General features: G+C 59.6%; 27 protein-coding genes. 25 read left to right on the top strand and 2 right to left on the bottom strand.

Annotated elements, in window-relative coordinates; translation table 11 throughout:
- The first annotated feature begins 18 nt into the window (after positions 1-18).
- From KUF73_RS12250 to KUF73_RS12130, 25 genes are all read left to right on the top strand, one after another.
- The gene (locus KUF73_RS12250; RefSeq protein ID WP_218438303.1) at positions 19-378 is read left to right on the top strand and encodes an Hpt domain-containing protein; all 360 of its coding nucleotides are present in this window, start codon (positions 19-21) and stop codon (positions 376-378) included.
- An 83-nt stretch (positions 379-461) separates the two neighbouring features.
- Positions 462-1,820: a flagellar hook-length control protein FliK gene (locus KUF73_RS12245; protein ID WP_218438302.1), complete on the top strand. Its 1,359-nt coding sequence runs from the start codon at positions 462-464 to the stop codon at positions 1,818-1,820.
- Between the two features lie 179 nt (positions 1,821-1,999).
- Positions 2,000-2,503 (top strand): flagellar basal body-associated protein FliL, encoded by a 504-nt coding sequence (gene fliL, locus KUF73_RS12240; RefSeq protein WP_218438301.1) that lies wholly within the window; start codon positions 2,000-2,002, stop codon positions 2,501-2,503.
- Between the two features lie 9 nt (positions 2,504-2,512).
- Positions 2,513-3,481: a flagellar motor switch protein FliM gene (gene fliM, locus KUF73_RS12235; RefSeq protein WP_218438300.1), complete on the top strand. Its 969-nt coding sequence runs from the start codon at positions 2,513-2,515 to the stop codon at positions 3,479-3,481.
- 64 nt (positions 3,482-3,545) lie between these two features.
- Complete coding sequence (gene fliN / locus KUF73_RS12230; protein ID WP_218438299.1) at positions 3,546-4,004, top strand: flagellar motor switch protein FliN; 459 nt, start codon at positions 3,546-3,548, stop codon at positions 4,002-4,004.
- A complete protein-coding gene (gene fliO / locus KUF73_RS12225; protein ID WP_218438298.1) occupies positions 4,005-4,466 on the top strand; it encodes a flagellar biosynthetic protein FliO in 462 nt (153 codons plus the stop codon). It begins immediately after the preceding gene.
- Complete coding sequence (gene fliP, locus KUF73_RS12220; RefSeq protein ID WP_090324267.1) at positions 4,466-5,224, top strand: flagellar type III secretion system pore protein FliP; 759 nt, start codon at positions 4,466-4,468, stop codon at positions 5,222-5,224. Before fliO ends, fliP begins: the two co-directional genes overlap by 1 nt.
- Positions 5,221-5,490, top strand: coding sequence for a flagellar biosynthesis protein FliQ (gene fliQ, locus KUF73_RS12215; protein ID WP_218438297.1), 270 nt, complete (start codon positions 5,221-5,223; stop codon positions 5,488-5,490). The genes fliP and fliQ overlap by 4 nt, the downstream gene beginning before the upstream one ends.
- Positions 5,491-5,493: 3 nt before the next feature.
- Complete coding sequence (fliR, locus tag KUF73_RS12210) at positions 5,494-6,276, top strand: flagellar biosynthetic protein FliR (protein WP_218438296.1); 783 nt, start codon at positions 5,494-5,496, stop codon at positions 6,274-6,276.
- A 3-nt stretch (positions 6,277-6,279) separates the two neighbouring features.
- Complete coding sequence (gene flhB, locus KUF73_RS12205) at positions 6,280-7,419, top strand: flagellar biosynthesis protein FlhB (protein ID WP_218438295.1); 1,140 nt, start codon at positions 6,280-6,282, stop codon at positions 7,417-7,419.
- A 207-nt stretch (positions 7,420-7,626) separates the two neighbouring features.
- On the top strand, positions 7,627-9,756 hold the full coding sequence (flhA, locus tag KUF73_RS12200; protein WP_218438294.1) for a flagellar biosynthesis protein FlhA: 2,130 nt from the start codon (positions 7,627-7,629) through the stop codon (positions 9,754-9,756).
- Positions 9,757-9,767: 11 nt separating this feature from the next.
- Positions 9,768-11,102 carry a flagellar biosynthesis protein FlhF gene (flhF, locus tag KUF73_RS12195; RefSeq protein ID WP_218438293.1) on the top strand — a complete coding sequence of 445 codons (1,335 nt, stop codon included), beginning with the start codon at positions 9,768-9,770 and terminating at the stop codon, positions 11,100-11,102.
- 116 nt (positions 11,103-11,218) lie between these two features.
- The gene (gene fleN, locus KUF73_RS12190) at positions 11,219-12,049 is read left to right on the top strand and encodes a flagellar synthesis regulator FleN (RefSeq protein ID WP_008001746.1); all 831 of its coding nucleotides are present in this window, start codon (positions 11,219-11,221) and stop codon (positions 12,047-12,049) included.
- Positions 12,046-12,786, top strand: coding sequence for an RNA polymerase sigma factor FliA (fliA, locus tag KUF73_RS12185; RefSeq protein ID WP_095059035.1), 741 nt, complete (start codon positions 12,046-12,048; stop codon positions 12,784-12,786). Before fleN ends, fliA begins: the two co-directional genes overlap by 4 nt.
- Before the next feature lie 166 nt (positions 12,787-12,952).
- Positions 12,953-13,324 (top strand): chemotaxis response regulator CheY, encoded by a 372-nt coding sequence (locus KUF73_RS12180; protein ID WP_003183998.1) that lies wholly within the window; start codon positions 12,953-12,955, stop codon positions 13,322-13,324.
- 19 nt (positions 13,325-13,343) lie between these two features.
- Positions 13,344-14,132, top strand: coding sequence for a protein phosphatase CheZ (locus KUF73_RS12175; RefSeq protein ID WP_218438292.1), 789 nt, complete (start codon positions 13,344-13,346; stop codon positions 14,130-14,132).
- A gap of 54 nt (positions 14,133-14,186) precedes the next feature.
- On the top strand, positions 14,187-16,439 hold the full coding sequence (locus KUF73_RS12170; RefSeq protein ID WP_218438291.1) for a chemotaxis protein CheA: 2,253 nt from the start codon (positions 14,187-14,189) through the stop codon (positions 16,437-16,439).
- Positions 16,440-16,488: 49 nt separating this feature from the next.
- Positions 16,489-17,619, top strand: coding sequence for a chemotaxis response regulator protein-glutamate methylesterase (locus KUF73_RS12165; RefSeq protein ID WP_218438290.1), 1,131 nt, complete (start codon positions 16,489-16,491; stop codon positions 17,617-17,619).
- Positions 17,619-18,359, top strand: coding sequence for a flagellar motor protein (locus KUF73_RS12160; RefSeq protein ID WP_218438289.1), 741 nt, complete (start codon positions 17,619-17,621; stop codon positions 18,357-18,359). The genes KUF73_RS12165 and KUF73_RS12160 overlap by 1 nt, the downstream gene beginning before the upstream one ends.
- Positions 18,360-18,371: 12 nt before the next feature.
- Positions 18,372-19,262, top strand: a complete 891-nt coding sequence (gene motD / locus KUF73_RS12155; protein WP_218438288.1) for a flagellar motor protein MotD — start codon at positions 18,372-18,374, stop codon at positions 19,260-19,262.
- A gap of 43 nt (positions 19,263-19,305) precedes the next feature.
- Positions 19,306-20,094, top strand: a complete 789-nt coding sequence (locus tag KUF73_RS12150) for a ParA family protein (protein ID WP_218438287.1) — start codon at positions 19,306-19,308, stop codon at positions 20,092-20,094.
- Between the two features lie 123 nt (positions 20,095-20,217).
- On the top strand, positions 20,218-21,171 hold the full coding sequence (locus KUF73_RS12145; protein ID WP_218438286.1) for a CheW domain-containing protein: 954 nt from the start codon (positions 20,218-20,220) through the stop codon (positions 21,169-21,171).
- A 71-nt stretch (positions 21,172-21,242) separates the two neighbouring features.
- On the top strand, positions 21,243-21,728 hold the full coding sequence (locus KUF73_RS12140) for a chemotaxis protein CheW (RefSeq protein WP_007980742.1): 486 nt from the start codon (positions 21,243-21,245) through the stop codon (positions 21,726-21,728).
- Positions 21,729-22,124 (top strand): DUF2802 domain-containing protein, encoded by a 396-nt coding sequence (locus tag KUF73_RS12135; protein WP_218438285.1) that lies wholly within the window; start codon positions 21,729-21,731, stop codon positions 22,122-22,124. It begins immediately after the preceding gene.
- Positions 22,125-22,360: 236 nt separating this feature from the next.
- Entirely contained in the window at positions 22,361-22,855 is a 495-nt protein-coding gene (locus KUF73_RS12130) for a DUF6622 family protein (RefSeq protein WP_218438284.1), read from the top strand.
- A gap of 132 nt (positions 22,856-22,987) precedes the next feature.
- Here KUF73_RS12130 and KUF73_RS12125 read toward each other — a convergent pair whose 3' ends face one another.
- Both KUF73_RS12125 and KUF73_RS12120 read right to left on the bottom strand, forming a co-directional pair.
- Positions 22,988-23,317 (bottom strand): EscU/YscU/HrcU family type III secretion system export apparatus switch protein, encoded by a 330-nt coding sequence (locus KUF73_RS12125; protein ID WP_218438283.1) that lies wholly within the window; start codon positions 23,315-23,317, stop codon positions 22,988-22,990.
- Positions 23,314-24,888 carry a flagellar hook-length control protein FliK gene (locus KUF73_RS12120; protein ID WP_218438282.1) on the bottom strand — a complete coding sequence of 525 codons (1,575 nt, stop codon included), beginning with the start codon at positions 24,886-24,888 and terminating at the stop codon, positions 23,314-23,316. The genes KUF73_RS12125 and KUF73_RS12120 overlap by 4 nt, the downstream gene beginning before the upstream one ends.
- Between the last annotated feature and the right edge of the window lie 31 nt (positions 24,889-24,919).

Raw genomic sequence — 24,919 nt, 5'->3', positions numbered from 1 at the left:
TGATCAAGGAGTGAGCAAGTGGCTGAGATACATTTGGACCCTGACGTGCTGAGCGCGTTGCAAGAGGTCATGGAGGACGAGTATCCGACATTGGTGGATACCTTCCTCGCCGATTCCGAAGAGCGGTTGCAACGCTTGACCGGGGCAACAGACGCCGCACAGATTCTTGAGGCTGCGCATAGTTTCAAGGGCAGCAGCAGCAATATGGGCGCGGTTCGCCTGGCCGAGTTGTGCCATGAACTGGAACAGCGAGCCAACGACAAAAAGCTTCAGGGCATTGAAGTGCTCGTCGGGAAAATTGCTGAAGAATTCGCCTTTGTCCGGCCGCTCTATGAAACAGAGCGTGAGCGTTCTCTGGCGACCGCCCGGCGTTTTTGAGTCCGGTCTGAAAAAACTGGCGCGCCCCTTGCAGTGAACTCCCTCAACTGTACCTACGATCCCAGTGCAGCGGAGAGCGTTTCATGCCCGTTACCCCCAATTTACTTCTTCAGGCCGCCGCGCAGGCCAAGACTCAAGCTGCCGCCAACTCCACGGCGCCGGCTACTGAGCCCGGGGACAAGGCGTCCAGCTTCGCTCAGGTCTACGCCAGGCAAGCCCAGAACAAGCCCAGTGCGGCTGCTGACGGAGTGGTCAAGCCTGCACGTGATAAAACCCCGGACAGCACCAACAAAAAAGAGGTGGCTGACGACAAATCTGCCGCCGCGGAACCAGTCGTTGCCGATAGCGGCAAAACCTTGCCCGCCGATAAACCGGCGCAGACCGACGACAAGGCTGCCAGTGACGACGCGTCGGATACCGCGCAGCCTCCGGTCGCCGATGCCGTGCCTGTTGACCCGGCACTCGATCCTGCGTTGATGCAGGTGGTGCAGCCTGTGGTGACTGCGCCAGTTCCGGTAACGCCGCCGGTGGCCGAAACTGAGCAGCCATCGGTTGAGGCGCCGGTCGCTGCCGCGGTTACGGCGGCAACCACAGCGGCTTCCGGCACCGATACCGATTTTGATCCGGAAGCCGATCCGCTCGACGCGCTGCCGGCTGTACGCATGGCCATGGAGCAGAGCGGGCACGTTTCCGCATCCAGCCAGGCACAGCCAAAAGCCGCGCCGACCTCCGCACAGGATCAGACTGATGGCGAGCCAACCTCGGCGCAGAACTTTGCCGCCGGCATGGCGAGCATGCTTGATGTGCAGGCCGACAAGGACAGCACCAGCAAGGATGGCGACAAGGCGTTCAGTGGTCTGATCGACGACGGTCTCAAGGACATCAAGTCAGCCAGCAGTGATACCCGGGTCGACGATTTTGCCAGCCGTCTGGCGGCACTGACGCAGGCGGCCACACCAAAAACCGCGAATGCGTTACCGGTTAATCAACCAATCGCCATGCATCAGAGTGGCTGGACCGATGAAGTGGTGAATCGGGTGATGTACCTGTCCAGCGCCAATCTCAAGGCGGCCGACATTCAGTTGCAACCGGCTGAACTTGGGCGCCTCGATATTCGGGTGAACATGGTGCCGGATCAGCAGACCCAGGTGACGTTCATGAGTGCTCACCCGGCTGTTCGTGAAGCGCTGGATGGGCAGGTTCATCGCCTGCGCGACATGTTCGCGCAGCAGGGCATGGGTCAGGTTGATGTCAACGTGTCCGACCAGTCCCGTGGCTCGCAGCAGGGTCAGGAACAGGCTCAGCAGGGGCAGGGCGGACGTACCAATGCCAGTGGCGGTCGCCTTGATTCCATGAATGACGAGGTGGCCCCGAGCGTTGCTGAAGTAGCTGCAACGGCTACCAGCGTGATTGGCTCCAGCGCCGTCGACTATTACGCCTGATCCAGCCCCCCCTTGTAGGAGCGAGCTTGCTCGCGAAGGTCGCCAACGATAACGCGCCAAACCTGGTACTCGGCAGCGTTCTCCGGTTTTTCGCGAGCAAGCTCGCTCCTACATGGCATAACACTTGCTCTTGCCTTGCCGTGCGACTGTGAAAACTCGAATAGTGACGGATTATTGGCATGGCGAAGAGCGAAGCAGCATCAGTAAAAGACCCCGCAACAAAAGGCAAACTCAAGCTGATCATCGTGATCGTGTTGGCTGCGCTGCTGGCAATCGGTTTGTCCGTGGGGGCGACCTGGTACTTCATGCACAGTGCCCAGAGCAAGCCGGTTGTTGCGGCCGAGACCGCCCCGGTCGGCAAGCAGCCGGCGATTTTCGAGTCGATGGCGCCAGCGTTTGTAGCCAACTACAACCAGAACGGCCGTCAGCGCTACATGCAAGTGAGCATCACCATGCTCGGTCGTAACCAGGCTGATCTGGACGCGCTCAAGGTTCACATGCCGGTCATTCGCAATAATCTGGTCATGCTGTTCTCCGGCCAGGACTTCGCCACGCTTGCGTCGCCGGTCGGCCAGGAAATGTTGCGGCAGAAAGCCACGGCCAGCGTCCAGGAAGTGGCGCAGAAAGAGCTCGGCAAAGTGGTGATCGAACAGTTGCTTTTCACTAATTTCGTACTGCAGTAGGAACACGACATGGCCGTGCAGGACCTGCTGTCCCAGGATGAGATCGATGCGCTGTTGCATGGCGTCGACGACGGTCTGGTACAGACCGATACCGCTGCCGAACCCGGCACGGTCAAAAGCTACGACCTGACCAGCCAGGATCGCATCGTCCGTGGACGCATGCCGACCCTGGAGATGATCAACGAGCGTTTCGCCCGCTACACGCGCATCAGCATGTTCAACATGCTGCGTCGCTCGGCAGACGTGGCGGTCGGTGGCGTACAGGTGATGAAGTTCGGCGAATACGTGCACTCGCTGTATGTGCCGACCAGCCTCAACCTGGTCAAGATCAAACCGCTGCGCGGCACAGCACTGTTCATCCTTGATGCAAAGCTGGTGTTCAAGCTGGTGGACAACTTCTTCGGCGGCGATGGCCGTCACGCGAAGATCGAAGGGCGTGAATTCACCCCGACCGAACTGCGTGTGGTGCGCATGGTGCTGGAGCAGGCCTTCGTCGACCTGAAGGAAGCCTGGCAGGCGATCATGGAAGTGAACTTCGAGTACATCAACTCGGAAGTGAACCCGGCCATGGCCAACATTGTCGGCCCGAGCGAAGCCATTGTGGTGTCGACGTTCCACATCGAACTTGATGGCGGTGGCGGTGACCTGCACGTGACCATGCCGTACTCGATGATCGAGCCGGTACGCGAAATGCTCGACGCCGGCTTCCAGTCCGACCTCGACGATCAGGACGAGCGCTGGGTCAACGCCCTGCGCCAGGACGTGCTCGATGTGGACGTGCCAATCGGTGCCACGGTTGCCCGTCGCCAGTTGCGCTTGCGCGACATCCTGCACATGCAGCCGGGGGATGTGATCCCGGTGGACATGCCGGAAGAAATGATCATGCGCGCCAACGGCGTGCCGGCCTTCAAGGTCAAGATGGGTTCGCACAAAGGCAACCTCGCGTTGCAGGTGATCGAGCCGATCGAGCGCCGCTAAGCGGTGCCCCAACCCTATTTAACTGACTGCTTCTGATTGAACAGTTGCCCGCCGAGGACAAATGATGGCTAACGACATGAATACCCAGGACGACCAGGCGCTGGCTGACGAATGGGCCGCGGCCCTGGAAGAAACCGGTGACGCCGGGCAGGACGACATCGATGCCTTGCTGGCCGCCGACTCAGCCAGTTCTTCGTCCAACCGCATGCCAATGGAAGAGTTCGGCAGCGTGCCGAAAAACAACGAGCCGGTGAGCCTTGACGGTCCGAACCTGGACGTGATCCTCGATATCCCGGTGTCGATCTCCATGGAAGTCGGCAGCACCGACATCAACATCCGCAACCTGCTGCAACTCAACCAGGGTTCGGTCATCGAGCTCGATCGCCTGGCCGGCGAGCCGCTGGACGTACTGGTCAACGGCACGCTCATCGCCCACGGCGAAGTGGTAGTGGTCAACGAGAAGTTCGGCATCCGCCTGACTGACGTGATCAGCCCAAGCGAACGCATCAAGAAGCTGCGCTGAGTGAAAAAGGTTCCGGGTTCTTTGCTTGGGTTGGCGCTGGCGTTGCCGTTCAGTGTGTTGGCCGCTGAGCCGGTTGCGGCGGCTGCGGGTGCCGTCGCTGCGCCTGCGGTCAGCAGTGGTGTGGGCGGGCAATTGACGCAACTGGTGTTCGGCTTGCTGCTGGTGCTGGGGCTGATTTTCTTCCTCGCCTGGCTGTTGCGCCGGGTCCAGCAGGCCGGGCCGGCCGGCAAGGGGCAAGTGATCGAATTGATCGGTTCCCGCGCGCTGGGTCCACGTGACCGCTTGATGCTTGTGCAAGTGGGTAGCGAGCAGATTCTGCTCGGTCTTAGCCCGGGCAGCATCACGGCGTTGCATGTGCTCAAGGAGCCCGTGCAAGTGCCGAGCACAGCTGTGCAAGCGACCCCCGAGTTCGCCCGGCGCCTGATGGAGCTGATGGGCAAGGATCAGAAGGATAAGAAGTAATGGGTGCGTTACGCATCGTCTTGACGCTGGCCCTGATGCTGGCTGCGCCACTGGCGTTCGCCGCCGATCCGTTGTCGATCCCGGCGATCACCTTGGGCACCAATGCGCAGGGAGCCCAGGAATACTCGGTCAGTCTGCAGATCCTGCTGATCATGACTGCGCTGAGTTTTATCCCGGCGTTCGTCATGCTGATGACCAGTTTTACCCGGATCATCATCGTCTTCTCGATCCTGCGTCAGGCGCTGGGCCTGCAACAGACGCCGTCGAACCAGATTCTCACGGGTATGGCGCTGTTTCTGACCCTGTTCATCATGGCACCGGTATTCGATCGGGTTAACCAGGATGCCTTGCAACCCTATCTGGCGGAAAAGCTGACCGCACAGGATGCGGTGGCCAAGGCGCAGGTGCCGATCAAGGACTTCATGCTCGCCCAGACGCGTACCAGTGATCTGGAGCTGTTCATGCGCCTGTCCAAGCGCACCGACATTGCCACGCCGGATCAGGCGCCTTTAACCATTCTGGTGCCGGCGTTCGTGACCTCGGAGCTTAAAACCGCATTCCAGATCGGTTTCATGATCTTCATTCCATTCCTGATCATCGACCTGGTCGTGGCCAGTGTGCTGATGGCCATGGGGATGATGATGCTGTCGCCTCTGATCATTTCCTTGCCATTCAAGATCATGCTGTTCGTGCTGGTGGATGGTTGGGCGTTGATTATCGGCACTCTGGCCAGCAGCTTCGGCGGTGTATCGCCATGACGCCTGAAGTAGCGGTCGACATCTTCCGTGAAGCGCTATGGCTGACCACGATGATGGTCTCCGTGCTGGTGATTCCGAGCCTGCTGGTGGGCCTGCTGGTAGCGATGTTCCAGGCCGCCACCCAGATCAACGAACAGACCCTGAGCTTTTTGCCGCGTCTGTTGGTGATGCTGGTTACGCTGATCGTCGGCGGGCCATGGCTGGTGCAGACCTTCATGGACTACATCCTGCAGTTGTACGGCAGCATTCCGCAGGTCATCGGCTAAACCATGTCTCTGCTTGCGCTGACCGACACGCAGATCAGCACCTGGGTGGCGACATTCATGTTGCCCCTGTTTCGCGTGGGCTCCCTGTTGATGGTCATGCCGGTGTTCGGCACGACCCTCGTGCCCAAGCGTATACGGCTGTATTTCGCTCTGGCGATTACCGTGGTCATTGCCCCTGGCCTGCCGCCCATGCCGCCGGTAAACCCGCTGGATTTGAGCGGGTTGCTGCTGATTGCCGAGCAGATCCTCGTCGGCGCGGTGATGGGCTTCTCGTTGCAGTTGTTCTTCCAGGCGTTCGTCGTAGCGGGGCAGATCGTAGCCATTCAGATGGGCATGGGCTTCGCCTCCATGGTCGACCCCACCAACGGCGTGTCGGTTGCCGTGATCGGGCAGTTTTTCACCATGTTGGTGACGCTGTTGTTCCTGTCGATGAATGGCCATCTGGTGGTGTTCGAAGTGCTCACCGAAAGTTTCACCACGCTGCCGGTGGGTAGCGGGTTCATGGTCAATCATTTCTGGGAGCTGGCCGGCAAGCTGGGCTGGGTGCTTGGCGCGGCGTTATTGCTGGTGTTGCCGGCGATCACGGCGTTGCTGGTGATTAACATCGCCTTTGGCGTAATGACTCGGGCGGCACCGCAGCTCAACATCTTCTCTGTCGGTTTCCCGCTGATCCTCGTGCTCGGGCTGTTTACCGTCTGGGTCGGGCTGGCGGACATTCTCAATCAGTATCAACCGCTGGCCACCGAGGCCCTGCAGTTTTTACGCGAACTGGTACAGGCGCGTTGAGTCATGGCTGAGAGTGAAAGCGGTCAGGACAAAACAGAAGACCCCACGGCAAAGAAGAAAAGTGACGCCCGTGAAAAGGGTGAAATTACCCGCTCCAAGGAACTCAATACCCTGGCAATCATGCTCGTCGGTTCCGTCGCGCTACTGAGCTTTGGTGGAGCAATGGCCCGGGACATGATGGAGTTGATGCGCCTGAACTTCTCGTTGCCTCGGGAAGTGATCCTGGATCAACGCTCCATGGCCACCTATCTGATGCACTCAGGGCTAATAGCGCTGTGGTCGATCCAGCCCTTCATGGTCGCAATGGTGCTGGCCGCCATTATCGGCCCGATTTCACTGGGTGGCTGGCTGTTTGCTGCCGGGTCCATGGCGCCCAAATTCAGCCGCATGAATCCTGCTCCGGGCATCAAGCGCATGTTTTCCACCAAGGCGCTGGTGGAGCTGCTCAAGGCTCTGGCCAAGTTCATCATTATTCTGTTCGTGGCGCTGGCAGTGTTGTCCTCGGACATTGATGACCTGCTGCGTATCGCCCATGAGCCGTTGGATCGGGCGATCATTCACAGCCTGCAAGTGGTCGGCTGGAGCACGTTGTGGATGGCGTGCGGGCTGATCATCATCGCCGCGGTGGACGTCCCGGTGCAGCTGTGGGAAAGCCACAAGAAAATGCTGATGACCAAGCAGGAAGTGCGCGACGAGCATAAAGACCAGGAAGGACGGCCAGAGGTCAAACAGCGGATTCGCCAGTTGCAGCGTGAAATGTCCCAGCGGAGGATGATGGCGGCGATTCCCGAAGCCGACGTGGTCATCACCAACCCGACGCACTACGCCGTGGCCCTCAAATACGATCCGGAAAAAGGCAGTGCGCCGGTACTGCTGGCCAAGGGCACTGACTTCCTGGCCCTGAAAATTCGCGAAATCGCCACGGCCAACGAGATTCTGCTGCTGGAATCTCCGGGGCTGGCGCGGTCGATCTACTATTCCACCGAGCTTGAGCAGGAAATTCCGGGTGGGTTGTATCTGGCGGTGGCGCAGGTATTGGCCTACGTCTACCAGATCCGGCAATATCGCGCCGGCAAGGGCAAACGCCCGGATCCGCTCAAGGATGACTTGCCGATTCCGCCAGATCTGCGGCGCGATTCCTGATCTGAAAATCAAAAGATCGCAGCCTTCGGCAGCTCCTACCTGGGAATGCGTTTCCCTGTAGGAGCTGCCGAAGGCTGCGATCTTTTGATTTGGCCTCTGAAAACCGTCTATTTCCTACCTCGGCAAAAGTTGGAAAGCTTCTTGCAGTAGCCGCCCTGCGCCCGCTTCAGGCGTCAAAAGTTTGCTTTAAAGGAACGGGGAAAACCGGTGGATCGCTCTCAGTTAATCAACAGTGCCCGCAGCAACATCGCAGACCTCAGTCGAGGCAATCTGGGCGTGCCGCTGTTGCTGCTGGTCATGCTGGCGATGATGATGTTGCCGGTGCCGCCGTTCCTGCTCGACGTGTTTTTTACCTTCAACATCGCCCTGTCGATTGTCGTGTTGCTGGTGTGCGTGTACGCCTTGCGGCCGCTGGATTTCGCGGTATTCCCGACCATTCTGCTGGTGGCGACGTTGCTGCGACTGGCCTTGAACGTGGCCTCCACGCGAGTGGTTATGCTCCACGGTCAGGACGGCCACGCCGCCGCAGGCAAGGTGATCCAGGCCTTCGGTGAGGTGGTGATCGGCGGTAACTACGTGGTCGGTATCGTGGTTTTCGCGATTTTGATGATCATCAACTTCGTCGTGGTGACCAAGGGTGCCGGGCGGATTTCCGAGGTGAGTGCGCGTTTCACCCTCGATGCGATGCCTGGCAAACAAATGGCCATCGACGCCGACCTCAACGCCGGCCTGATCGACCAGAACCAGGCCAAGCTGCGCCGGCTGGAGGTTGCGCAGGAGGCCGAGTTCTACGGCTCCATGGACGGTGCCAGCAAATTCGTTCGCGGTGACGCCATCGCCGGTCTGCTGATTTTGTTTATCAACCTGATCGGCGGCATGGCGGTCGGTATCTTCCAGCACGGCATGACCTTCGGCGACGCCGGCAAGGTTTACGCGCTGTTGACCATTGGTGACGGTTTGGTGGCGCAATTGCCATCACTGCTGCTGTCCACCGCGGCCGCGATCATGGTGACCCGTGCTTCCGGTTCGGAAGACATGGGCAAACAGATCAGTCGCCAGATGTTCGCCTCGCCCAAAGCGTTGGCGGTGGCTGCGGGCTTGATGGCGGTCATGGGCCTGGTGCCCCGCATGCCGCATTTCTCTTTTCTGAGCATGGCGGCCCTGGCGGCTGGCGGTGCCTATCTGTTCTGGAAGAAGCAGAGCGTGGCCAAGGTGCACGCGCTGCAAGAGGTCAAGCGGCAGCAAGAGTTGCTGCCTTCGCCGGCCCGCGCGCAGGAAACCAAGGAGCTTGGCTGGGACGACGTGACGCCCATCGACATGATCGGCCTGGAAGTGGGCTATCGCCTGATTCCGCTGGTGGACCGCAATCAGGGTGGTCAGCTGCTTGCTCGAATCAAGGGTGTGCGCAAGAAGCTCTCCCAGGACCTCGGCTTCCTGATGCCGACCGTGCACATTCGTGACAACCTCGATTTGGCGCCAAGTGCTTATCGTTTGACCCTGATGGGGGTGATTCTGGCCGAAGCCGAGATTTACCCGGAGCGCGAACTGGCGATCAACCCGGGGCAGGTCTACGGCTCGCTCAACGGCATCACCGCCAAAGATCCGGCTTTCGGCCTGGAGGCGGTCTGGATTGAAATCAGCCAGCGTGCCCAGGCGCAATCCCTTGGTTACACTGTGGTCGATGCCAGTACAGTAGTGGCAACGCACTTGAACCAGATTTTGTATAAGCATTCGAGCGAGCTGATCGGTCACGAAGAAGTGCAGCAGCTCATGCAGTTGCTGGCCAAAAGCTCGCCAAAACTGGCAGAAGAGCTGGTGCCGGGCGTGGTTTCGCTGTCGCAATTGCTCAAGGTATTGCAGGCGCTGTTGGCCGAGCAAGTGCCGGTGCGCGATATCCGCAGCATTGCCGAAGCCATCGCGAACAATGCCGCCAAGAGTCAAGATACTGCCGCCTTGGTGGCCGCTGTGCGCGTCGGCGTATCCCGCGCAATCGTGCAAAGCATTGTAGGCACTGAGTCGGAGCTACCAGTTATCACTCTGGAGCCAAGGTTGGAACAAATATTGCTCAATAGTCTGCAGAAGGCAGGACAAGGCTCGGAAGAGGGCGTTCTGCTGGAGCCAAGCATGGCTGAGAAGCTGCAGCGCTCGTTGATTGATGCGGCGCAGCGTCAAGAGATGCAAGGTCAACCGGTGATTCTGCTGGTGGCCGGTCCGGTTCGCGCGATGCTTTCGCGATTTGGCCGACTGGCAGTCCCGGGTTTGCATGTGTTGGCTTACCAGGAAATCCCTGACAACAAGCAAGTGACCATCGTTGCGACAGTAGGGCCCAACGGCTGAGGTAGTGGTTTATGCAAGTTAAGCGTTTTTTCGCCGCCGATATGCGTCAGGCCATGAAACTGGTTCGTGATGAGCTGGGCGCTGATGCCGCCATCATTGGCAACCGCCGGATCGCCGGTGGTGTCGAGCTGACGGCTGCCCTGGATTACAAGCTGTCGGCGCTGGCCCCTCGGGTTCCGAACATGGAACTTGAAGACGAGCTGCGCAAGACTCAGTCGCGGATCGTCACCGCCCAGGCGGAACTGAGCCTGCGTGGCGAAGGCGAGACCGACGGCGACAAGTCGACCAATCGCCAGTTGTTCGCCGGCCTGCCACTGACCGCCGCCGAGCCGCTGATCGAGCCGACGTATGCCGAGCCTCGCCGCGCCGCGCCGGCTCCTTCGCCCGCCTCTGGCGGCGTTGATCCGCGTGCTTTCGATTCGATGCGTTTCGAGCTCAACAGCCTGCGCGAGCTGATGGAAGTACAACTCGGCTCCCTGGCCTGGAATCAGCTGCAAGGCAGCCGCCCGGCCCAGGCCAACCTGTGGCGGCGCCTGCAACGTATCGGCTTGTCCGGCCCGTTGTCCCGCGACCTGCTGGCAATGATTACCGATATTGAAGAGCCTCGTCAGGCCTGGCGCATGTTGCTGGCGCACCTGGCGCGGATGATCTCGACACCGGAAATTGAACCGCTCGAAGAGGGCGGGGTGATTGCCATGGTCGGCCCTGCAGGCATGGGCAAGACCACCACCCTGGCCAAACTGGCTGCCCGTTATGTGCTCAAGTACGGCGCGCAGAACATTGCGTTGGTGAGCATGGACAGCTTTCGAATCGGGGCTCAGGAACAACTCAAGACCCTCGGTCGGATTCTCAACGTGTCGGTGACCCACGTCGATCCGGGGCAATCGCTGGTGCAGGCACTGGATCCATTGCTGCGCAAACGCGTGGTGTTGATCGATACCGCAGGCCTGCAGGCCAGCGATCCAGCGCTGCGCATGCAGCTTGAAAGCCTGGCCGGTCGCGGCATCAAATCAAAAAATTACCTGGTCCTGGCAACCACCAGCCAGAAACAGGTTCTAACGGCCGCTTATCACAGTTACAAGCGCTGCGGGCTCGCTGGCTGCATCCTGACTAAACTGGATGAATCGGCAAGTCTGGGCGAGGTGTTGAGCCTGGCGATCAGTCATGAATTGCCGGTGGCGTATCTGACCGACGGCCCGCGGATTCCGGATGATTTGCATCTGCCGCGTCGTCACCAATTGGTCAGTCGCGCCGTTAGCGTGCAAATGCAGGAAGAACCCAGCGAAGAAGCCATGGCTGACATGTTCGCTGACATCTACCACAGCCCGACCAAGCAGGTTGGCTGAGGTAACAATGAATAGTTTTTGTACCTACATCGATGGTCTGCCATGCATTGTTCCGTTAGTGAACGCGCAGCCAGTAATGTGGCCTCCGTCTATGCAAGACAAGGTAAAGAAATAACATGGGCAGCATGCATCCCGTACAGGTGATCGCGGTGACCGGCGGCAAAGGTGGCGTCGGGAAAACTAACGTGTCAGTGAACTTGTCCCTGGCTTTGGCTGAGCTCGGCCGGCGCGTCATGCTGCTTGACGCCGATCTGGGACTGGCGAACGTCGACGTTCTGCTGGGTCTGACACCCAAACGTACCCTGGCCGATGTGATCGAAGGCCGCTGCGAGTTGCGCGACGTGCTGTTGCAAGGCCCTGGCGGCATCCGCATCGTTCCGGCCGCATCCGGCACCCAGAGCATGGTTCACTTGAGCCCGGCGCAACACGCCGGCTTGATCCAGGCCTTCAGTGACATCGGCGACAACCTCGACGTACTGGTGATCGACACCGCTGCGGGTATCGGTGACTCGGTAGTCAGTTTTGTCCGCGCCGCCCAGGAAGTGTTGCTGGTGGTCTGCGATGAACCGACGTCAATTACCGACGCCTACGCATTGATCAAACTGCTGAACCGCGATTACGGCATGAACCGTTTTCGCGTCCTGGCCAACATGGCGCAGAGCCCGCAAGAAGGCCGCAACCTGTTCGCCAAACTGACCAAGGTTACGGATCGCTTCCTCGATGTCGCCTTGCAATACGTTGGCGCCGTGCCTTACGACGAAAGCGTGCGCAAGGCTGTGCAGAAGCAGCGTGCCGTTTACGAAGCGTTCCCGCGTTCCAAGTGCTCGCTGGCGTTCAAGGCCATCGCGCAAAAGGTCGATACCTGGCCGTTGCCGGCCAACCCGCGTGGGCACCTGGAGTTTTTCGTCGAGCGCCTCGTGCAACAAACCGCAGGGCCTGTGCTATGAGCGCAAGCGGTTACAACCTTTACAAGAAGTCGGCACGTGACGCGCAGTACGAGTTGATCGAGCGTTACGCGCCACTGGTCAAGCGCATTGCCTACCACTTGCTGGCGCGTCTGCCGGCCAGTGTCCAGGTCGAAGACCTGATCCAGGCCGGGATGATCGGCCTGCTGGAAGTATCGACCAAATACGACGCCAGCAAAGGCGCCAGTTTCGAGACGTACGCGGGCATCCGTATCCGTGGCGCCATGCTCGATGAAGTCCGCAAGGGCGACTGGGCACCACGTTCGGTCCACCGCAATACGCGGATGGTCAGCGACGCAATTCGCTCGATTGAAGCTAAAACCGGCCGTGACGCTAAAGATCACGAGGTTGCGGCCGAACTCCAATTGAGTCTCGACGATTACTACGGGATTTTGAACGACACCCTGGGCAGCCGGTTATTCAGTTTCGACGATCTGTTGCAGGACGGCGAACATGAAGGGCTGCACGAGGATGGCGCGAGTGCTCATCTCGAGCCGTCACGCGATCTGGAAGATGAACGCTTCCAGGCGGCGCTGGCGGACGCGATTGCCAATTTGCCGGAGCGCGAGCGACTGGTGTTGGCGCTGTACTACGACGAAGAGTTGAATCTCAAGGAAATCGGTGAGGTCCTGGGGGTTAGCGAATCTCGGGTCAGCCAGTTACACAGCCAGTGCGCGGCCCGTTTGCGGGGGCGTTTGGGAGAGTGGCGAGCGCGTTGAAGGCAGTGTGGGGGCACTGCGACGTGGCTGGTGGGGTGTTGAACCGCGCCGGTTTCGATCCGTTGTACTCCAGACAGTCATTGAGTGCTTTGCCAGATTGATTGAAATGGCGCGTCCAGGTGCTGGGCGCGTTTTAGTCTGCTTGGAGGTCGAATTGGACAAGAACATGAAAATCCTCATCGTTGATGACTTCTCAACGATGCGGCGGATCATAAAAAACCTGTTGCGTGACCTTGGGTTCACCAACACGGTCGAGGCCGACGATGGCACTACAGCCATTCCGGTTCTCAACAGCGGGAGCATCGACTTTCTGGTAACGGACTGGAACATGCCTGGCATGACCGGTATCGATCTGCTGCGCCACGTGCGTGCCGATGAAAAACTCAAGCACCTGCCGGTGCTGATGGTGACCGCTGAAGCCAAGCGCGAGCAGATCATCGAAGCGGCCCAGGCCGGTGTTAACGGCTATGTGGTCAAACCCTTCACGGCCCAGGCGTTGAAAGAAAAAATCGAGAAGATTTTCGAACGCATCGGTTGAACTGCGCCACGGGGGAGCTATGGGGCATAACGAATCATCACAGGGCGATTTTGAATCGACCCTGAAGAAACACGCCGTCGAACTGGTCGCAAGCCTTGAAAAAGGCAGGTTTGGCGATGCTGTGCAATTGATCCATGAGCTCAATCAGACCCGTGATCGCGGCCTGTATCAGGAAGTGGGCAAGCTCACCCGCGAGTTGCACAGCGCGATCGTCAATTTCCAGATTGACCCGCACATGCCGCAAGCCGAGGAAGTGTCACAGATCACCGATGCCACCGAGCGTCTGGGGTATGTGGTCAAGCTGACCGAGGCCGCGGCCAACCGCACCATGGACCTGGTGGAAAACGCCACGCCGCTGGTCAACCGCCTGAGCGATGAAGCCCAGGCCTTGAGCACGGACTGGGGACGTTTCATGCGCCGCGAAGTCGGGGCTGAAGAGTTCCGCGAGCTGGCGCGGCGAGTCGACGGGTTCTTGTCACGCAGTGCTGAAGACGGGCGCGCCGTGTCGAGCAACCTCAACGACATCCTGCTCGCCCAGGATTATCAGGACCTCACAGGTCAAGTGATCAAGCGCGTGACCCAACTGGTCACCGAAGTTGAAAGCAACCTGCTCAAGCTTGTGCTGATGGCCAGTCAGGTGGACCGCTTTGCGGGCATCGAACATGACCGTGAAGCGATGCTTGCAGAAAAAGATCCACAAAAACATCTCTCTCAGGGTGAAGGTCCGCAGATTCATGCCGATAAAAGAGAAGACGTTGTGTCCGGTCAGGACGATGTGGACGATTTGTTATCCAGCCTGGGATTTTAGAGTTTTTGAATTTTAGGTTTTTTGGGTTTTTAGACCTGTAGGAGCACACCATTAATGAGCTTCGGCGCCGATGAAGAGATCCTTCAGGATTTCCTGGTTGAGGCCGGCGAGATTCTAGAGCAACTGTCCGAGCAACTGGTCGAGCTGGAAAGCCGACCGGATGATGCGGATTTGCTCAATGCAATTTTTCGCGGTTTTCACACTGTAAAAGGGGGCGCCGGCTTCCTCCAGCTCAACGAGCTGGTGGAGTGCTGTCACATCGCCGAGAACGTGTTCGACATCCTGCGCAAGGGCGAACGTCGCGTTGACTCGGAACTGATGGACGTGGTTCTCGAAGCACTGGACGCGGTGAACAGCATGTTCAGCGAAGTCCGCGAGCGCAGCCCAATCACGGCTGCCACACCCGAATTACTTGCTGCCCTGGCCCGTCTGGCGGAGCCGCAAACGGCTGACGAGGCCGCTCCTGCGCCTGTGGCTGAAGCCGTCGAAGAGCCTGTTACGCAAAGCGAATCGGGCGACATCACCGACAACGAATTCGAACAACTGCTGGACTCACTGAACGCCGTGAAGGCTCAGGCCGAAGCGCCATCAGCTGCTCCGGCACCGGCCAGCGATGTCGCGGCCAGTGACGAAATCACCGATGCCGAGTTCGAGTCGTTGCTCGATCAATTGCACGGTAAAGGCCAGTTCGCCGTCGATGCAGCTGCTGCACCCGCTGCGCCGTCAGCCCCGAAAGCGGCAGGCGACAGCTCCGACATCACCGACGACGAATTCGAAGCCTTGCTCGATCAGCTGCACGGCAAGGGCAACTTTGCTGTCGATGCGCTGGAATCGGCCATTGCTTCGGTGCCGACGCCTGCGGCGCCAACCGCTGCTGCGGTCGGTGGCGATCTGATCAGCGATCACGAGTTCGAATCGCTGCTCGACGAATTGCACGGCAAAGGCAAGTTCACTGAAGTCGGCGTCGCTACCGGTGCCAGCGCTTCGGTTGCAGCGCCTGTCGCCAAGGCTGCGGCACCGAAACCGGTGGCCAAGGCACCCGAACCAAAAGCCCAAACACCGGCCCCAGCTGCCGCAGCTGCACCGGCACCCGCCCGTGCACCGGCTGCGCCACCAGCGGAAAAACCGGCCAGCGAAGCCGAAACCACCGTGCGGGTCGATACCGCGCGCCTCGACGAAATCATGAACATGGTCGGCGAGTTGGTTCTGGTACGTAACCGTCTGGTGCGCCTGGGTGCCAACAGCGCCGATGAGGCGATGTCCAAAGCCGTGTCGAACCTCGACGTGGTCACGGCCGACCTGCAAACCGCGGTCATGAAGACCCGGATGCAACCGATCAAGAAAGTCTTCGGGCGCTTCCCGCGTCTGGTTCGCGACCTGGCTCGCCAGCTCAAGAAAGAGATCAACCTGGAACTGGTCGGCGAAGAAACCGACCTCGACAAGAACCTCGTCGAGGCCCTGGCCGACCCGCTGGTCCACTTGGTGCGCAACGCGGTCGACCACGGCATCGAGTCGCCGGAAGAACGCGAAGCGTCGGGCAAGGCCCGCGGCGGCAAGGTGATCCTGGCTGCGGAACAGGAAGGCGACCACATCCTGCTGTCGATCTCCGATGACGGCAAAGGCATGGACCCGAACGTCCTGCGTTCCATCGCGGTAAAACGCGGTGTGATGGACAAGGACGCGGCCGATCGCCTGAGCGATACCGAGTGCTACAACCTGATTTTCGCTCCGGGCTTCTCGACCAAGACCGAGATCTCCGACGTATCGGGTCGTGGCGTGGGCATGGACGTGGTGAAAACCAAGATTTCCCAGCTCAACGGTTCGATCAACATCTACTCGGCCAAAGGCCAGGGTTCGAAGATCGTCATCAAGGTGCCGTTGACCCTGGCGATCATGCCGACACTGATGGTCATGCTCGGCAACCAGGCATTCGCGTTCCCGCTGGTGAACGTCAACGAGATCTTCCACCTCGATCTGTCGACCACCAACGTGGTAGACGGCCAGGAAGTGGTGATCGTGCGGGACAAGGCGCTGCCATTGTTCTACCTCAAGCGCTGGCTGGTCAGCTCCGCCGCTCACGAAGAGCAGCGCGAAGGCCATGTGGTGATCCTTTCGGTGGGCACTCAGCGGATCGGCTTCGTCGTCGATCAACTGGTGGGCCAGGAAGAGGTGGTCATCAAGCCATTGGGCAAAATGCTTCAGGGAACCCCGGGCATGTCGGGCGCCACCATTACCGGTGACGGCCGCATCGCGCTGATTCTCGATGTTCCGAGCATGCTCAAGCGTTACGCCACGCGGCGTATTTGATTCTGGTGGAGCGGGGCGACTGAGCCTCGCTCCGTCTAACGGAGTGTTTATGGCAGTCAAAGTCCTGGTGGTGGACGATTCGGGGTTTTTCCGCCGCCGCGTCTCGGAAATTCTTTCAGCGGATTCGAATATCCAGGTCGTCGGTACGGCGACCAACGGAAAAGAGGCGATTGATCAGGCGCTGGCGCTCAAGCCAGACGTGATCACCATGGACTACGAGATGCCAATGATGGACGGCATCACAGCGGTGCGGCACATCATGCAGCGCTGCCCGACCCCGGTCTTGATGTTTTCCTCGCTGACCCACGAAGGCGCCCGGGTAACCCTGGATGCGCTGGACGCCGGCGCGGTGGACTTCCTGCCGAAGAATTTCGAAGACATCTCGCGCAACCCCGAGAAGGTCAAGCAACTGCTGTGCGAGAAGATTCTCAGCATCTCGCGCAGTAATCGTCGCGTCAGTACCTATGCTGCCCCGACCCCTGTCGCTGCACCTGCCCCGACGCCAGCGCCTTCGAGCCTCGGCAGTTACGGAAGCAACGCGCCTGTGCGTCCGGCACCCGCTCCGCTGCCGACGCGTACGCATGCGGCGGCACCGTCGTCGCCGGCACCGAAACGCAAAGCCTACAAATTGGTGGCCATCGGCACGTCCACTGGCGGCCCGGTTGCCCTGCAGCGGGTCCTGACCCAGTTGCCGGCCAACTTCCCGGCGCCGATCGTGCTGGTTCAGCACATGCCGGCAGCCTTTACCAAGGCATTCGCCGAACGTCTGGACAAACTCTGCCGCATCAGCGTCAAGGAAGCCGAGGATGGCGACATCCTGCGTCCAGGCCTGGCGTTGCTGGCACCGGGTGGCAAGCAAATGATGATCGACGGCCGTGGCGCGGTGAAAATCCTGCCGGGCGACGAACGTTTGAACTACAAGCCGTGCGTGGACATTACGTTCGGTTCGGCGGCCAAGACTTACGGTGACAAAGTTCTGGCGGTTGTATTGACCGGCATGGGCGCGGACGGTCGCGAAGGCGCGCGCCTGCTCAAACAGGGCGGCAGTTCGATCTGGGCTCAGGATGAAGCGAGCTGCGTGATCTACGGCATGCCGATGGCCATCGTCAAAGCCGAACTCGCCGATGCGGTCTACGGGCTTGACGATATTGGCCGGCACCTGGTCGAGGCGTGTATCTGATGGACGTTCTAAGCCTTATCGGGATCATCATGGCGTTCGTCGCCATCATCGGCGGCAACTTCCTCGAAGGTGGTCACCTCGGTGCCCTGGCCAACGGCCCGGCGGCATTGATCGTGCTCGGCGGGACCATCGGCGCGGCGTTGCTGCAATCGCCGATGAGCGCGTTCAAGCGCGCGATGCAGATTCTGGCGTGGATCCTGTTCCCGCCACGCATCGACCTGGCCGGCGGCATCGATCGCGTCGTGAACTGGAGCCTGACCGCACGCAAGGAAGGTTTGCTCGGTCTGGAAGGGGTGGCCGACACCGAGCCCGACAGCTACTCGCGCAAGGGCCTGCAACTGTTGGTGGACGGTGCTGAACCCGAAGCCATTCGCAGCATTCTGGAAGTGGATTTTTACACGCAGGAAAGCCGCGACATTGAAGCTGCCAAAGTCTTCGAAAGCATGGGTGGTTACGCGCCGACCATCGGCATCATCGGTGCGGTGATGGGCCTGATTCACGTCATGGGCAACCTGGGCGATCCATCTCAACTGGGTAGCGGCATCGCCGTGGCGTTCGTTGCAACCATCTACGGTGTGGCCAGTGCCAACCTGGTGCTGCTGCCGATTGCGGCCAAACTCAAATCCGTCGCATTGCGCCAGTCGCGTTATCGCGAAATGTTGTTGGAAGGCATTCTGTCGATCGCCGAAGGTGAAAACCCTCGCTCCATTGAGTTGAAGCTTCAGGGCTTCATGGATTAAGGGAATAACCTCATGGCTCGTCGTCGGCAGCATGAAGAACATGTAAACCATGAACGTTGGCTCGTTTCCTATGCCGACTTCATCACCTTGCTGTTCGCCTTTTTCGTGGTGATGTACTCGATCTCGTCGATCAACGAAGGCAAGTACAAGATCATTTCCGAGGCATTGATCGGGGTTTTCACCGACACCGATCGTGCCCTGAAACCGATTCCGATCGGCGACGAGCGACCGAAGACCGTGACCCCGGCCAAGCCACTGGTCAAGGACAGCGACCAGGTCGATGCCGGTGTTGCCGGTACGAGCGATCCGCTGAAAAGCATCGCCGATGACATCAGTGCGGCATTCGGCGACCTGATCAGCTCCAATCAGATGACCGTGCGCGGCAACGAGTTGTGGGTCGAGATCGAACTCAATTCCAGCCTGCTGTTTGGCAGCGGCGACGCTATGCCCAGTGACATCGCATTCAACATCATCGACAAGGTCGCGACGATTCTGAAGCCGTTCGACAACCCGATTCACGTTGAAGGTTTTACCGACGATCAGCCGATTCGCACCTCGCAGTATCCGACCAATTGGGAGCTGTCCTCGGCTCGTTCGGCGAGCATCGTGCGCATGCTGGCGATGCAGGGTGTGAACCCCGGTCGTCTGGCGTCGGTGGGCTATGGCGAATTCCAGCCGGTGGCCAACAATGCCACGGCCGAGGGCCGGGCGCGTAACCGTCGCGTGGTGCTGGTGGTGTCGCGCAATCTCGATGTACGTCGCAGCCTTACCGGAACCGGCACCGCCAATGCAAAACCGGATGCCGCGTTGAAGCGTGCTGGCACACAAACTGCACCGACCCCGGTCAAGTCGCCGGGACGAGAGAGCGCCGTCAATTCTCCGTCACCCGCATTAACACGTTGAGCTATTTCTCGGCCGATCCATTCGGTCGGGAGGAACAATCCGAATGAGAGTCTGGGCAGTCGCCAATCAAAAGGGTGGTGTCGGTAAAACCACTTCCTCTATCGCTTTAGCCGGGTTGCTGGCCGAGGCGGGCAAGCGCGTGGTCGTGGTCGATCTCGACCCTCACGGCTCCATGACCAGCTATTTCGGTTACGACCCGGACACCCTGGAACACAGCAACTACGACCTGTTCCTGCACAAGGGCAGCGTGCCTCAGGGCTTGCCCGGTCAGTTGCTGCTGTCCACCAGCCACGAACATATTTCCTTGTTGCCGTCGAGTACCGCGCTGGCGACCCTTGAGCGCCAGTCGCCGGGCCAGAGTGGTTTGGGCCTGGTGATCGCCAAGAGCCTCGCGCAACTGTGGCAGGACTTCGATTACGCGGTGATCGACAGCCCGCCGTTGCTCGGCGTGCTGATGGTCAATGCCTTGGCGGCGAGCCAACAACTGGTGATCCCGGTGCAGACTGAACACCTGGCGGTCAAAGGCCTGGAGCGCATGGTCAACACCCTGGCGATGATCAACCGCTCACGCAAGCAGGCCTTGCCATTCACCATCGTGCCGACCCTGTTCGACCGCCGTACGCAAGCATCCCTCGGCACGTTGCGCGTCTTGCGCGACAAATTTCCGGAAGAAATCTGGCAAGGCTACATTCCGGTGGACACGCGTCTGCGCGATGCCAGCCGGGCAGGGCTGACGCCTTCGCAATTCGACGGCAAGAGCCGTGGCGTTCTTGCGTACCGCGCGTTGCTCAAGCATCTTTTGGCGGCACAACTTGTTCCGCAGGTGGCGTGAAATGAGCCCAATCCCTGTAGGAGCTGCCGCAGGCCGCGATCTTTTGATCTTGCTTTGTGGCGAACTTGAAAAGATCAAGATCAAAAGATCGCAGCCTTCGGCAGCTCCTACAGAGGTGCGCACATGAACCGGCCGCTGAAGATCACCTCGCGTCCGCAATTGGCGCTTCAGTCGTATCTGGACAACCTGCTACAGGAAGCGACCGATGAACTGCCGGTTGAAGTTCAAGTGCTTGCTGAAGTCGTCGAAGTTGTCGAAATCATTGAAGTAGAAGCCGCGCTGGACGAGTTCCAGGCAGCAGTGCTCGAAGAGCAGGCCCGGGATGCGCAGCAACCTGCCGCCATCGCCGCGCCTGTGGTAGCGCCTGTCGTTGAGAAAACACCGGTCGCCGTGATGGAAGCGCCTGCACCGATTCTGGCGCCGGTATCGACCATCGCGCCCTTGCTTCAAGCGTTGGTGCCACCCGCCGTTGAACTGCAACACGCCGTGGTGCCGTCGACTGTCGAAGTACATCAAGCGCTGATACCGCCGGTCGTCGAAGTTCATCTGCCACCCTCGAACACGCCACCTCCGGTGGAAACCGACGGGCGTCCGACATGGGCCGCCGAACCGTTCGAATGCCTGTTGTTCGATGTCGCCGGGTTGACCCTGGCGGTGCCACTGGTGTGCCTGGGGTCGATTTATCCGTTGGCCGGTCACGAGTTGACGCCGTTGTTCGGTCAGCCCGAATGGTTCCTCGGTATCCTGCCGAGCCAGGCCGGCAACTTGAAGGTGCTGGACACTGCGCGATGGGTCATGCCCGACCGTTATCGCGATGACTTCCGCCAAGGCCTGCAATACGTCATTTCCGTTCAGGGCTACGAGTGGGGGCTGGCGGTGCATCAGGTCAGCCGCTCGCTGCGCCTGGACCCGAACGAAATCAAATGGCGCAGCCACCGTGGTCAACGGCCATGGCTGGCGGGCACCGTGATTGAACATATGTGTGCGTTGCTTGACGTTTCCGCGTTGGCCGAGTTGATCGCCAGCGGTGGGGCAAAGCACATGAGCAGCGTCAAGCCGATCCACAAACAGACATAAAAAACACGTGACGGCAGTCACTGCCGCCGCACTGAACACACCGCTAGGGCGGTTTTTCGAGGGGTCAGGGTATGAATGATAAGGCGACGGCGGCAAAGGGTTCCGAAGATCCGATCCTGCAATGGGTAACCTTCAAGCTGGACAACGAAACCTACGGCATCAACGTGATGCGCGTTCAGGAAGTCCTGCGTTACACCGAGATCGCCCCGGTTCCGGGTGCCCCGAGCTACGTGCTGGGCATCATCAACCTGCGCGGTAACGTGGTCACCGTGATCGACACCCGTCAGCGCTTCGGCCTGATGAACGCCGAAATCAGCGACAACACCCGTATCGTCATCATCGAAGCCGACAAGCAAGTGGTCGGGATCATGGTCGACAGCGTGGCCGAAGTGGTTTACCTGCGTCAGTCGGAAATCGAAACCGCGCCAAACGTCGGTAACGAAGAATCCGCCAAGTTCATTCAAGGCGTGTGCAACAAGAACAACGAACTGCTGATCCTGGTCGAACTCGACAAGATGATGAGCGAAGAAGAATGGTCGGAACTGGAGAGTATCTGATTGATTCTTGAGGTGGCGGTCATTGTCCTGTTCCTGTTTTGGGCAGGCACGCTGGCAATGTTTCTGGCGTACATTCGCGGTCAAAAGCTTATCGCCGCGCAACAGGCCCAGGGTGATGCGCTGCGCGATCAGCGCATCAAGGACCTGGCCAAGCGCGTCGACAACTATCAGAACGGCAACGTGCGCATGGGTGAAGACCTGCACGAACTGCGCGCGATCGTCGCCCCTCTGCCTGACAAACTGGCTCAGGTGGAACAGCGCGATCCTTCCAGCCTGTCGTTCGCCCAGGCGGCACGATTGGTCGGCATGGGCGCGAGCGTCGACGAACTGACCCAGTCCTGTGGCTTGACCCAGGCTGAGGCGGAGTTGATGAGCAAATTGCATAAAAGCAGCTAGTTACTTGCAGGAGCGATCCTGCTCGCGATGGACGTCAACGATAACGCGGGCTTTCTGAATAAACGCGTTGCTCATGCCTTCATCGCGAGCACGCTCGCTCCTACAGTGATTTCAGGCTGGGAGCGGGCTGCCCGTGAAGGCGTCCTCCAGACTTCAGTAATCATCCTGCCCTCGGTAACTTCATCGCCGCTGATCAACAATGACTGTTTAGGCTACATGCACTGCCAAGGAGGCCTATGTTCGACATTTTGCGTGGTACCCCGCTGTGGGTTTATGCGGTCTTTTTTATCCTGACTTATTACGGCGTCAGTGCCTGCTTCAAGAGTCATGAGTCGAAGAGGTCGTTGCAAATCACGCCGCTGATTTTTGTCGCCATTTCCCTTGTCTCTCTGAATTTCTCCCAAGGTGCCGCAATTCCGCTTTCGGTGTATGCATTGGGGTTGCTGGCGGGTTGGATATTGGCGTTGCGCTTTTACTCGTATCAAAGCGTGGAGCGTGATGGTGAGCGTCTGGTGCTGGGTGGCACGGTCAAGGTGCTGGTTGTGTACTGGGGGTTCTTTGCATGGCGTTACTACAGTGGGTACCAGGCGGCCATGCATCCGGAACTGGCGGATGAAGTTTTGGCGGTGGCATGGTCAGCATTGGGAGCGGGTCTGATCAATGGTTTGATTGTCGGCCGCAGCCTCAGGCTTTTGCGTTTTTTCAAGGCTGATTACGAGACGCTGGCCTAATTGCGCAAGAACTGGTTTTTGCGATTTGGCTGAAATCGGCAATCGCGAGCAGGCTCGCTCCTACAAGGGATCGGTGGCGCGTCGCCAATCTAGTGTGGGAGCGAGCCTGCTCGCGAAGGCGTCCTTAAAACCTCAGTAATCATCCCCACGCTCAGTCACATCCTTCTCCACCCGCGGCGCATTCGGATCCTGCCCCGCCGGAAACTTGCCCTTCAAATTCCACGCAAACGCAATGATCTCGGCAATCGTCCGGTACAACTCTTCCGGAATGCTGTCTCCCAGCTCCATCCGCGCCAGCAGTTTCACCAGTTCGGCGTTTTCGTAGATCGGCACTTCGTAATCGCGGGCAATCCTCAGGATTTCTTCCGCCAGTTCTTCGTCGCCCTTGGCCGTGAGGGTTGGGGCGTGGGTGCCGTCGTATTTGAGGGCGATGGCCTGGCGCGGGGCATTGGGGTTTTTCATGCGGTTTCGTCGACCCAGCGTTGTTCGAGGCGGGTTTGCGTGCCTTGGGGTGGCGTGCCGAGGTGGCAGTCGAGATCGCTGACGTTCAGGCCGGATGCCAACAAGCGTTCGCGTAATGCCGCCAGATTGCTTTCGATCAGGCTGGCGGTGTACGGCCGTTCGGCCCACAGCTGACTGGACAGGCTGCTCTTGATCAACTGCGCCTGGATTTGCAGCGGCCCTAAAGGCTCCATGTCGAACGCCAGTTCGACGCGCCATAATTGTTGCTTGGGCTCGCGCTCATCGCGGCGTTCCTGTGGGGATTCTTTTTCAGGGGCTTCTTCGCGCTGGAACTTGACCTGTAGCGGCACGATGTCCTGCAGGTTGCGCATCGGGATTTCCAGTTGCCAGGTGCTCATCAGGCGTCCGTCGCTGGTGACACCAGTCTGTTCCAGGCTCGACAGCTGATGGCTTTGCAGACGTGACACCGCCGCCGCCGCCAGGCGCAGCAGGTGTTCGAGATCGTCTTCACCTTCTGCGCTTTGCAACAGACGTTCGGGCAGCGGAAAGCTGCTTGGCGGCGATTTGGCACTGACTTGCCCGAGCATGCCAAGGGCATTACGCACGAAATTTGGCATCACTTGGGCCAGGGTATTGGCCGCGATGATTGCGCCGAGATTGGTGTTGGCTGGCAATCCCGGCGTCAATTGCGCGATCAGCTTCAACAGGTTGCCTTTCAGATCAGGCGTCAGTGTCGGGTTCTGTCCGGTCAGCAGTTTCGTTTCGAGGAAAACACCGCTTCCGGCCAGCGCCAAGGCCAGGCCTTTTGCCGTGCTCAGTTGTTGAACGTCGGGCAGGCCCGCGAGCAATTTGTCGGCGATGGAACGCAGATCGGCGGAAGTCTGATCCGAAGCCGGCAGGTCTTGCAGGAGTTTCAGCAGACCGTCCAGCGAGCCCTGGCGGCTTTGTTGGCCGGCCAGTTGTTGAGTCACGGCCAACTGTTCCTGACGGTTGCTCAGCGGCACGAACTTCAGCGTCTGGGTGTCCTGTACTTGCGCGCTCAGCAAGGTGCCGATGCGCAATGGTTGCGGGCTGTCGATGCTCAGGGTGCTGCCGCTGAGGGCGGTGTTAAGCAGGCTCACCAGCGAGCGGAACACCGTTGGCTGGCCCGGCACCTGCGGCAGCACCTGGGAGGTCAGCACTTTGCCCTGCAACAGGGTGCCGATCGGCAATTGCGCGGTGTCGAGGCGGGTGAGGGTGGCGACGCTGGAGGCAATGGCCTGTTGCACGGTGACTGCCAGGTTGCTCGCCGAGGGCTGGGTGACCAGCAGGCTGGTGCCTTGGGCCAACGGTTGATTGCTGGTGGCCTGGACGGTGGTCTGGCGGCCGCTGTCGAGGGTGACTTTGAGCAACAGTTGAAAAGTCTGATCCGCCTGCTTGAGCGACAGCACTTCAGCCTTTGCGGACTGACCAGCGGTGATCAGGCCCTCCATCGGCGTCAACAGCTTGATCAGCTCACCACTGATCGCCAGCGGACGCGATGTCGCTGGCGTGATCTGCGGCACTGGGGGGATGTTCATTTCGCCTGTCATACGCGGTCACAACCTTGGGAAAATGCACTCT

It is taken from the genome of Pseudomonas sp. PD9R, from assembly GCF_019200975.1.
In the GTDB taxonomy this organism is placed as follows: domain Bacteria; phylum Pseudomonadota; class Gammaproteobacteria; order Pseudomonadales; family Pseudomonadaceae; genus Aquipseudomonas.
This window is presented reverse-complemented; position numbering and strand designations above follow the sequence as displayed.

Excerpts from the sequence above, each read along its gene's own strand:
- KUF73_RS12180 (WP_003183998.1), top strand. The coding sequence starts at position 12,953 with ATGAAAATCCTCATCGTTGATGACTTCTCAACGATGCGGCGGATCATA.
- flhB (WP_218438295.1), top strand. The coding sequence starts at position 6,280 with ATGGCTGAGAGTGAAAGCGGTCAGGACAAAACAGAAGACCCCACGGCA.
- KUF73_RS12160 (WP_218438289.1), top strand. The coding sequence starts at position 17,619 with ATGGACGTTCTAAGCCTTATCGGGATCATCATGGCGTTCGTCGCCATC.
- KUF73_RS12145 (WP_218438286.1), top strand. The coding sequence starts at position 20,218 with ATGAACCGGCCGCTGAAGATCACCTCGCGTCCGCAATTGGCGCTTCAG.
- motD (WP_218438288.1), top strand. The coding sequence starts at position 18,372 with ATGGCTCGTCGTCGGCAGCATGAAGAACATGTAAACCATGAACGTTGG.
- fleN (WP_008001746.1), top strand. The coding sequence starts at position 11,219 with ATGGGCAGCATGCATCCCGTACAGGTGATCGCGGTGACCGGCGGCAAA.
- fliL (WP_218438301.1), top strand. The coding sequence starts at position 2,000 with ATGGCGAAGAGCGAAGCAGCATCAGTAAAAGACCCCGCAACAAAAGGC.
- fliN (WP_218438299.1), top strand. The coding sequence starts at position 3,546 with ATGGCTAACGACATGAATACCCAGGACGACCAGGCGCTGGCTGACGAA.
- fliA (WP_095059035.1), top strand. The coding sequence starts at position 12,046 with ATGAGCGCAAGCGGTTACAACCTTTACAAGAAGTCGGCACGTGACGCG.
- KUF73_RS12120 (WP_218438282.1), bottom strand. The coding sequence starts at position 24,888 with ATGACAGGCGAAATGAACATCCCCCCAGTGCCGCAGATCACGCCAGCG.
- KUF73_RS12175 (WP_218438292.1), top strand. The coding sequence starts at position 13,344 with ATGGGGCATAACGAATCATCACAGGGCGATTTTGAATCGACCCTGAAG.
- KUF73_RS12150 (WP_218438287.1), top strand. The coding sequence starts at position 19,306 with ATGAGAGTCTGGGCAGTCGCCAATCAAAAGGGTGGTGTCGGTAAAACC.
- fliQ (WP_218438297.1), top strand. The coding sequence starts at position 5,221 with ATGACGCCTGAAGTAGCGGTCGACATCTTCCGTGAAGCGCTATGGCTG.
- fliM (WP_218438300.1), top strand. The coding sequence starts at position 2,513 with ATGGCCGTGCAGGACCTGCTGTCCCAGGATGAGATCGATGCGCTGTTG.
- KUF73_RS12245 (WP_218438302.1), top strand. The coding sequence starts at position 462 with ATGCCCGTTACCCCCAATTTACTTCTTCAGGCCGCCGCGCAGGCCAAG.
- KUF73_RS12130 (WP_218438284.1), top strand. The coding sequence starts at position 22,361 with ATGTTCGACATTTTGCGTGGTACCCCGCTGTGGGTTTATGCGGTCTTT.
- KUF73_RS12165 (WP_218438290.1), top strand. The coding sequence starts at position 16,489 with ATGGCAGTCAAAGTCCTGGTGGTGGACGATTCGGGGTTTTTCCGCCGC.
- KUF73_RS12170 (WP_218438291.1), top strand. The coding sequence starts at position 14,187 with ATGAGCTTCGGCGCCGATGAAGAGATCCTTCAGGATTTCCTGGTTGAG.
- flhF (WP_218438293.1), top strand. The coding sequence starts at position 9,768 with ATGCAAGTTAAGCGTTTTTTCGCCGCCGATATGCGTCAGGCCATGAAA.
- KUF73_RS12140 (WP_007980742.1), top strand. The coding sequence starts at position 21,243 with ATGAATGATAAGGCGACGGCGGCAAAGGGTTCCGAAGATCCGATCCTG.
- fliR (WP_218438296.1), top strand. The coding sequence starts at position 5,494 with ATGTCTCTGCTTGCGCTGACCGACACGCAGATCAGCACCTGGGTGGCG.
- KUF73_RS12125 (WP_218438283.1), bottom strand. The coding sequence starts at position 23,317 with ATGAAAAACCCCAATGCCCCGCGCCAGGCCATCGCCCTCAAATACGAC.
- fliP (WP_090324267.1), top strand. The coding sequence starts at position 4,466 with ATGGGTGCGTTACGCATCGTCTTGACGCTGGCCCTGATGCTGGCTGCG.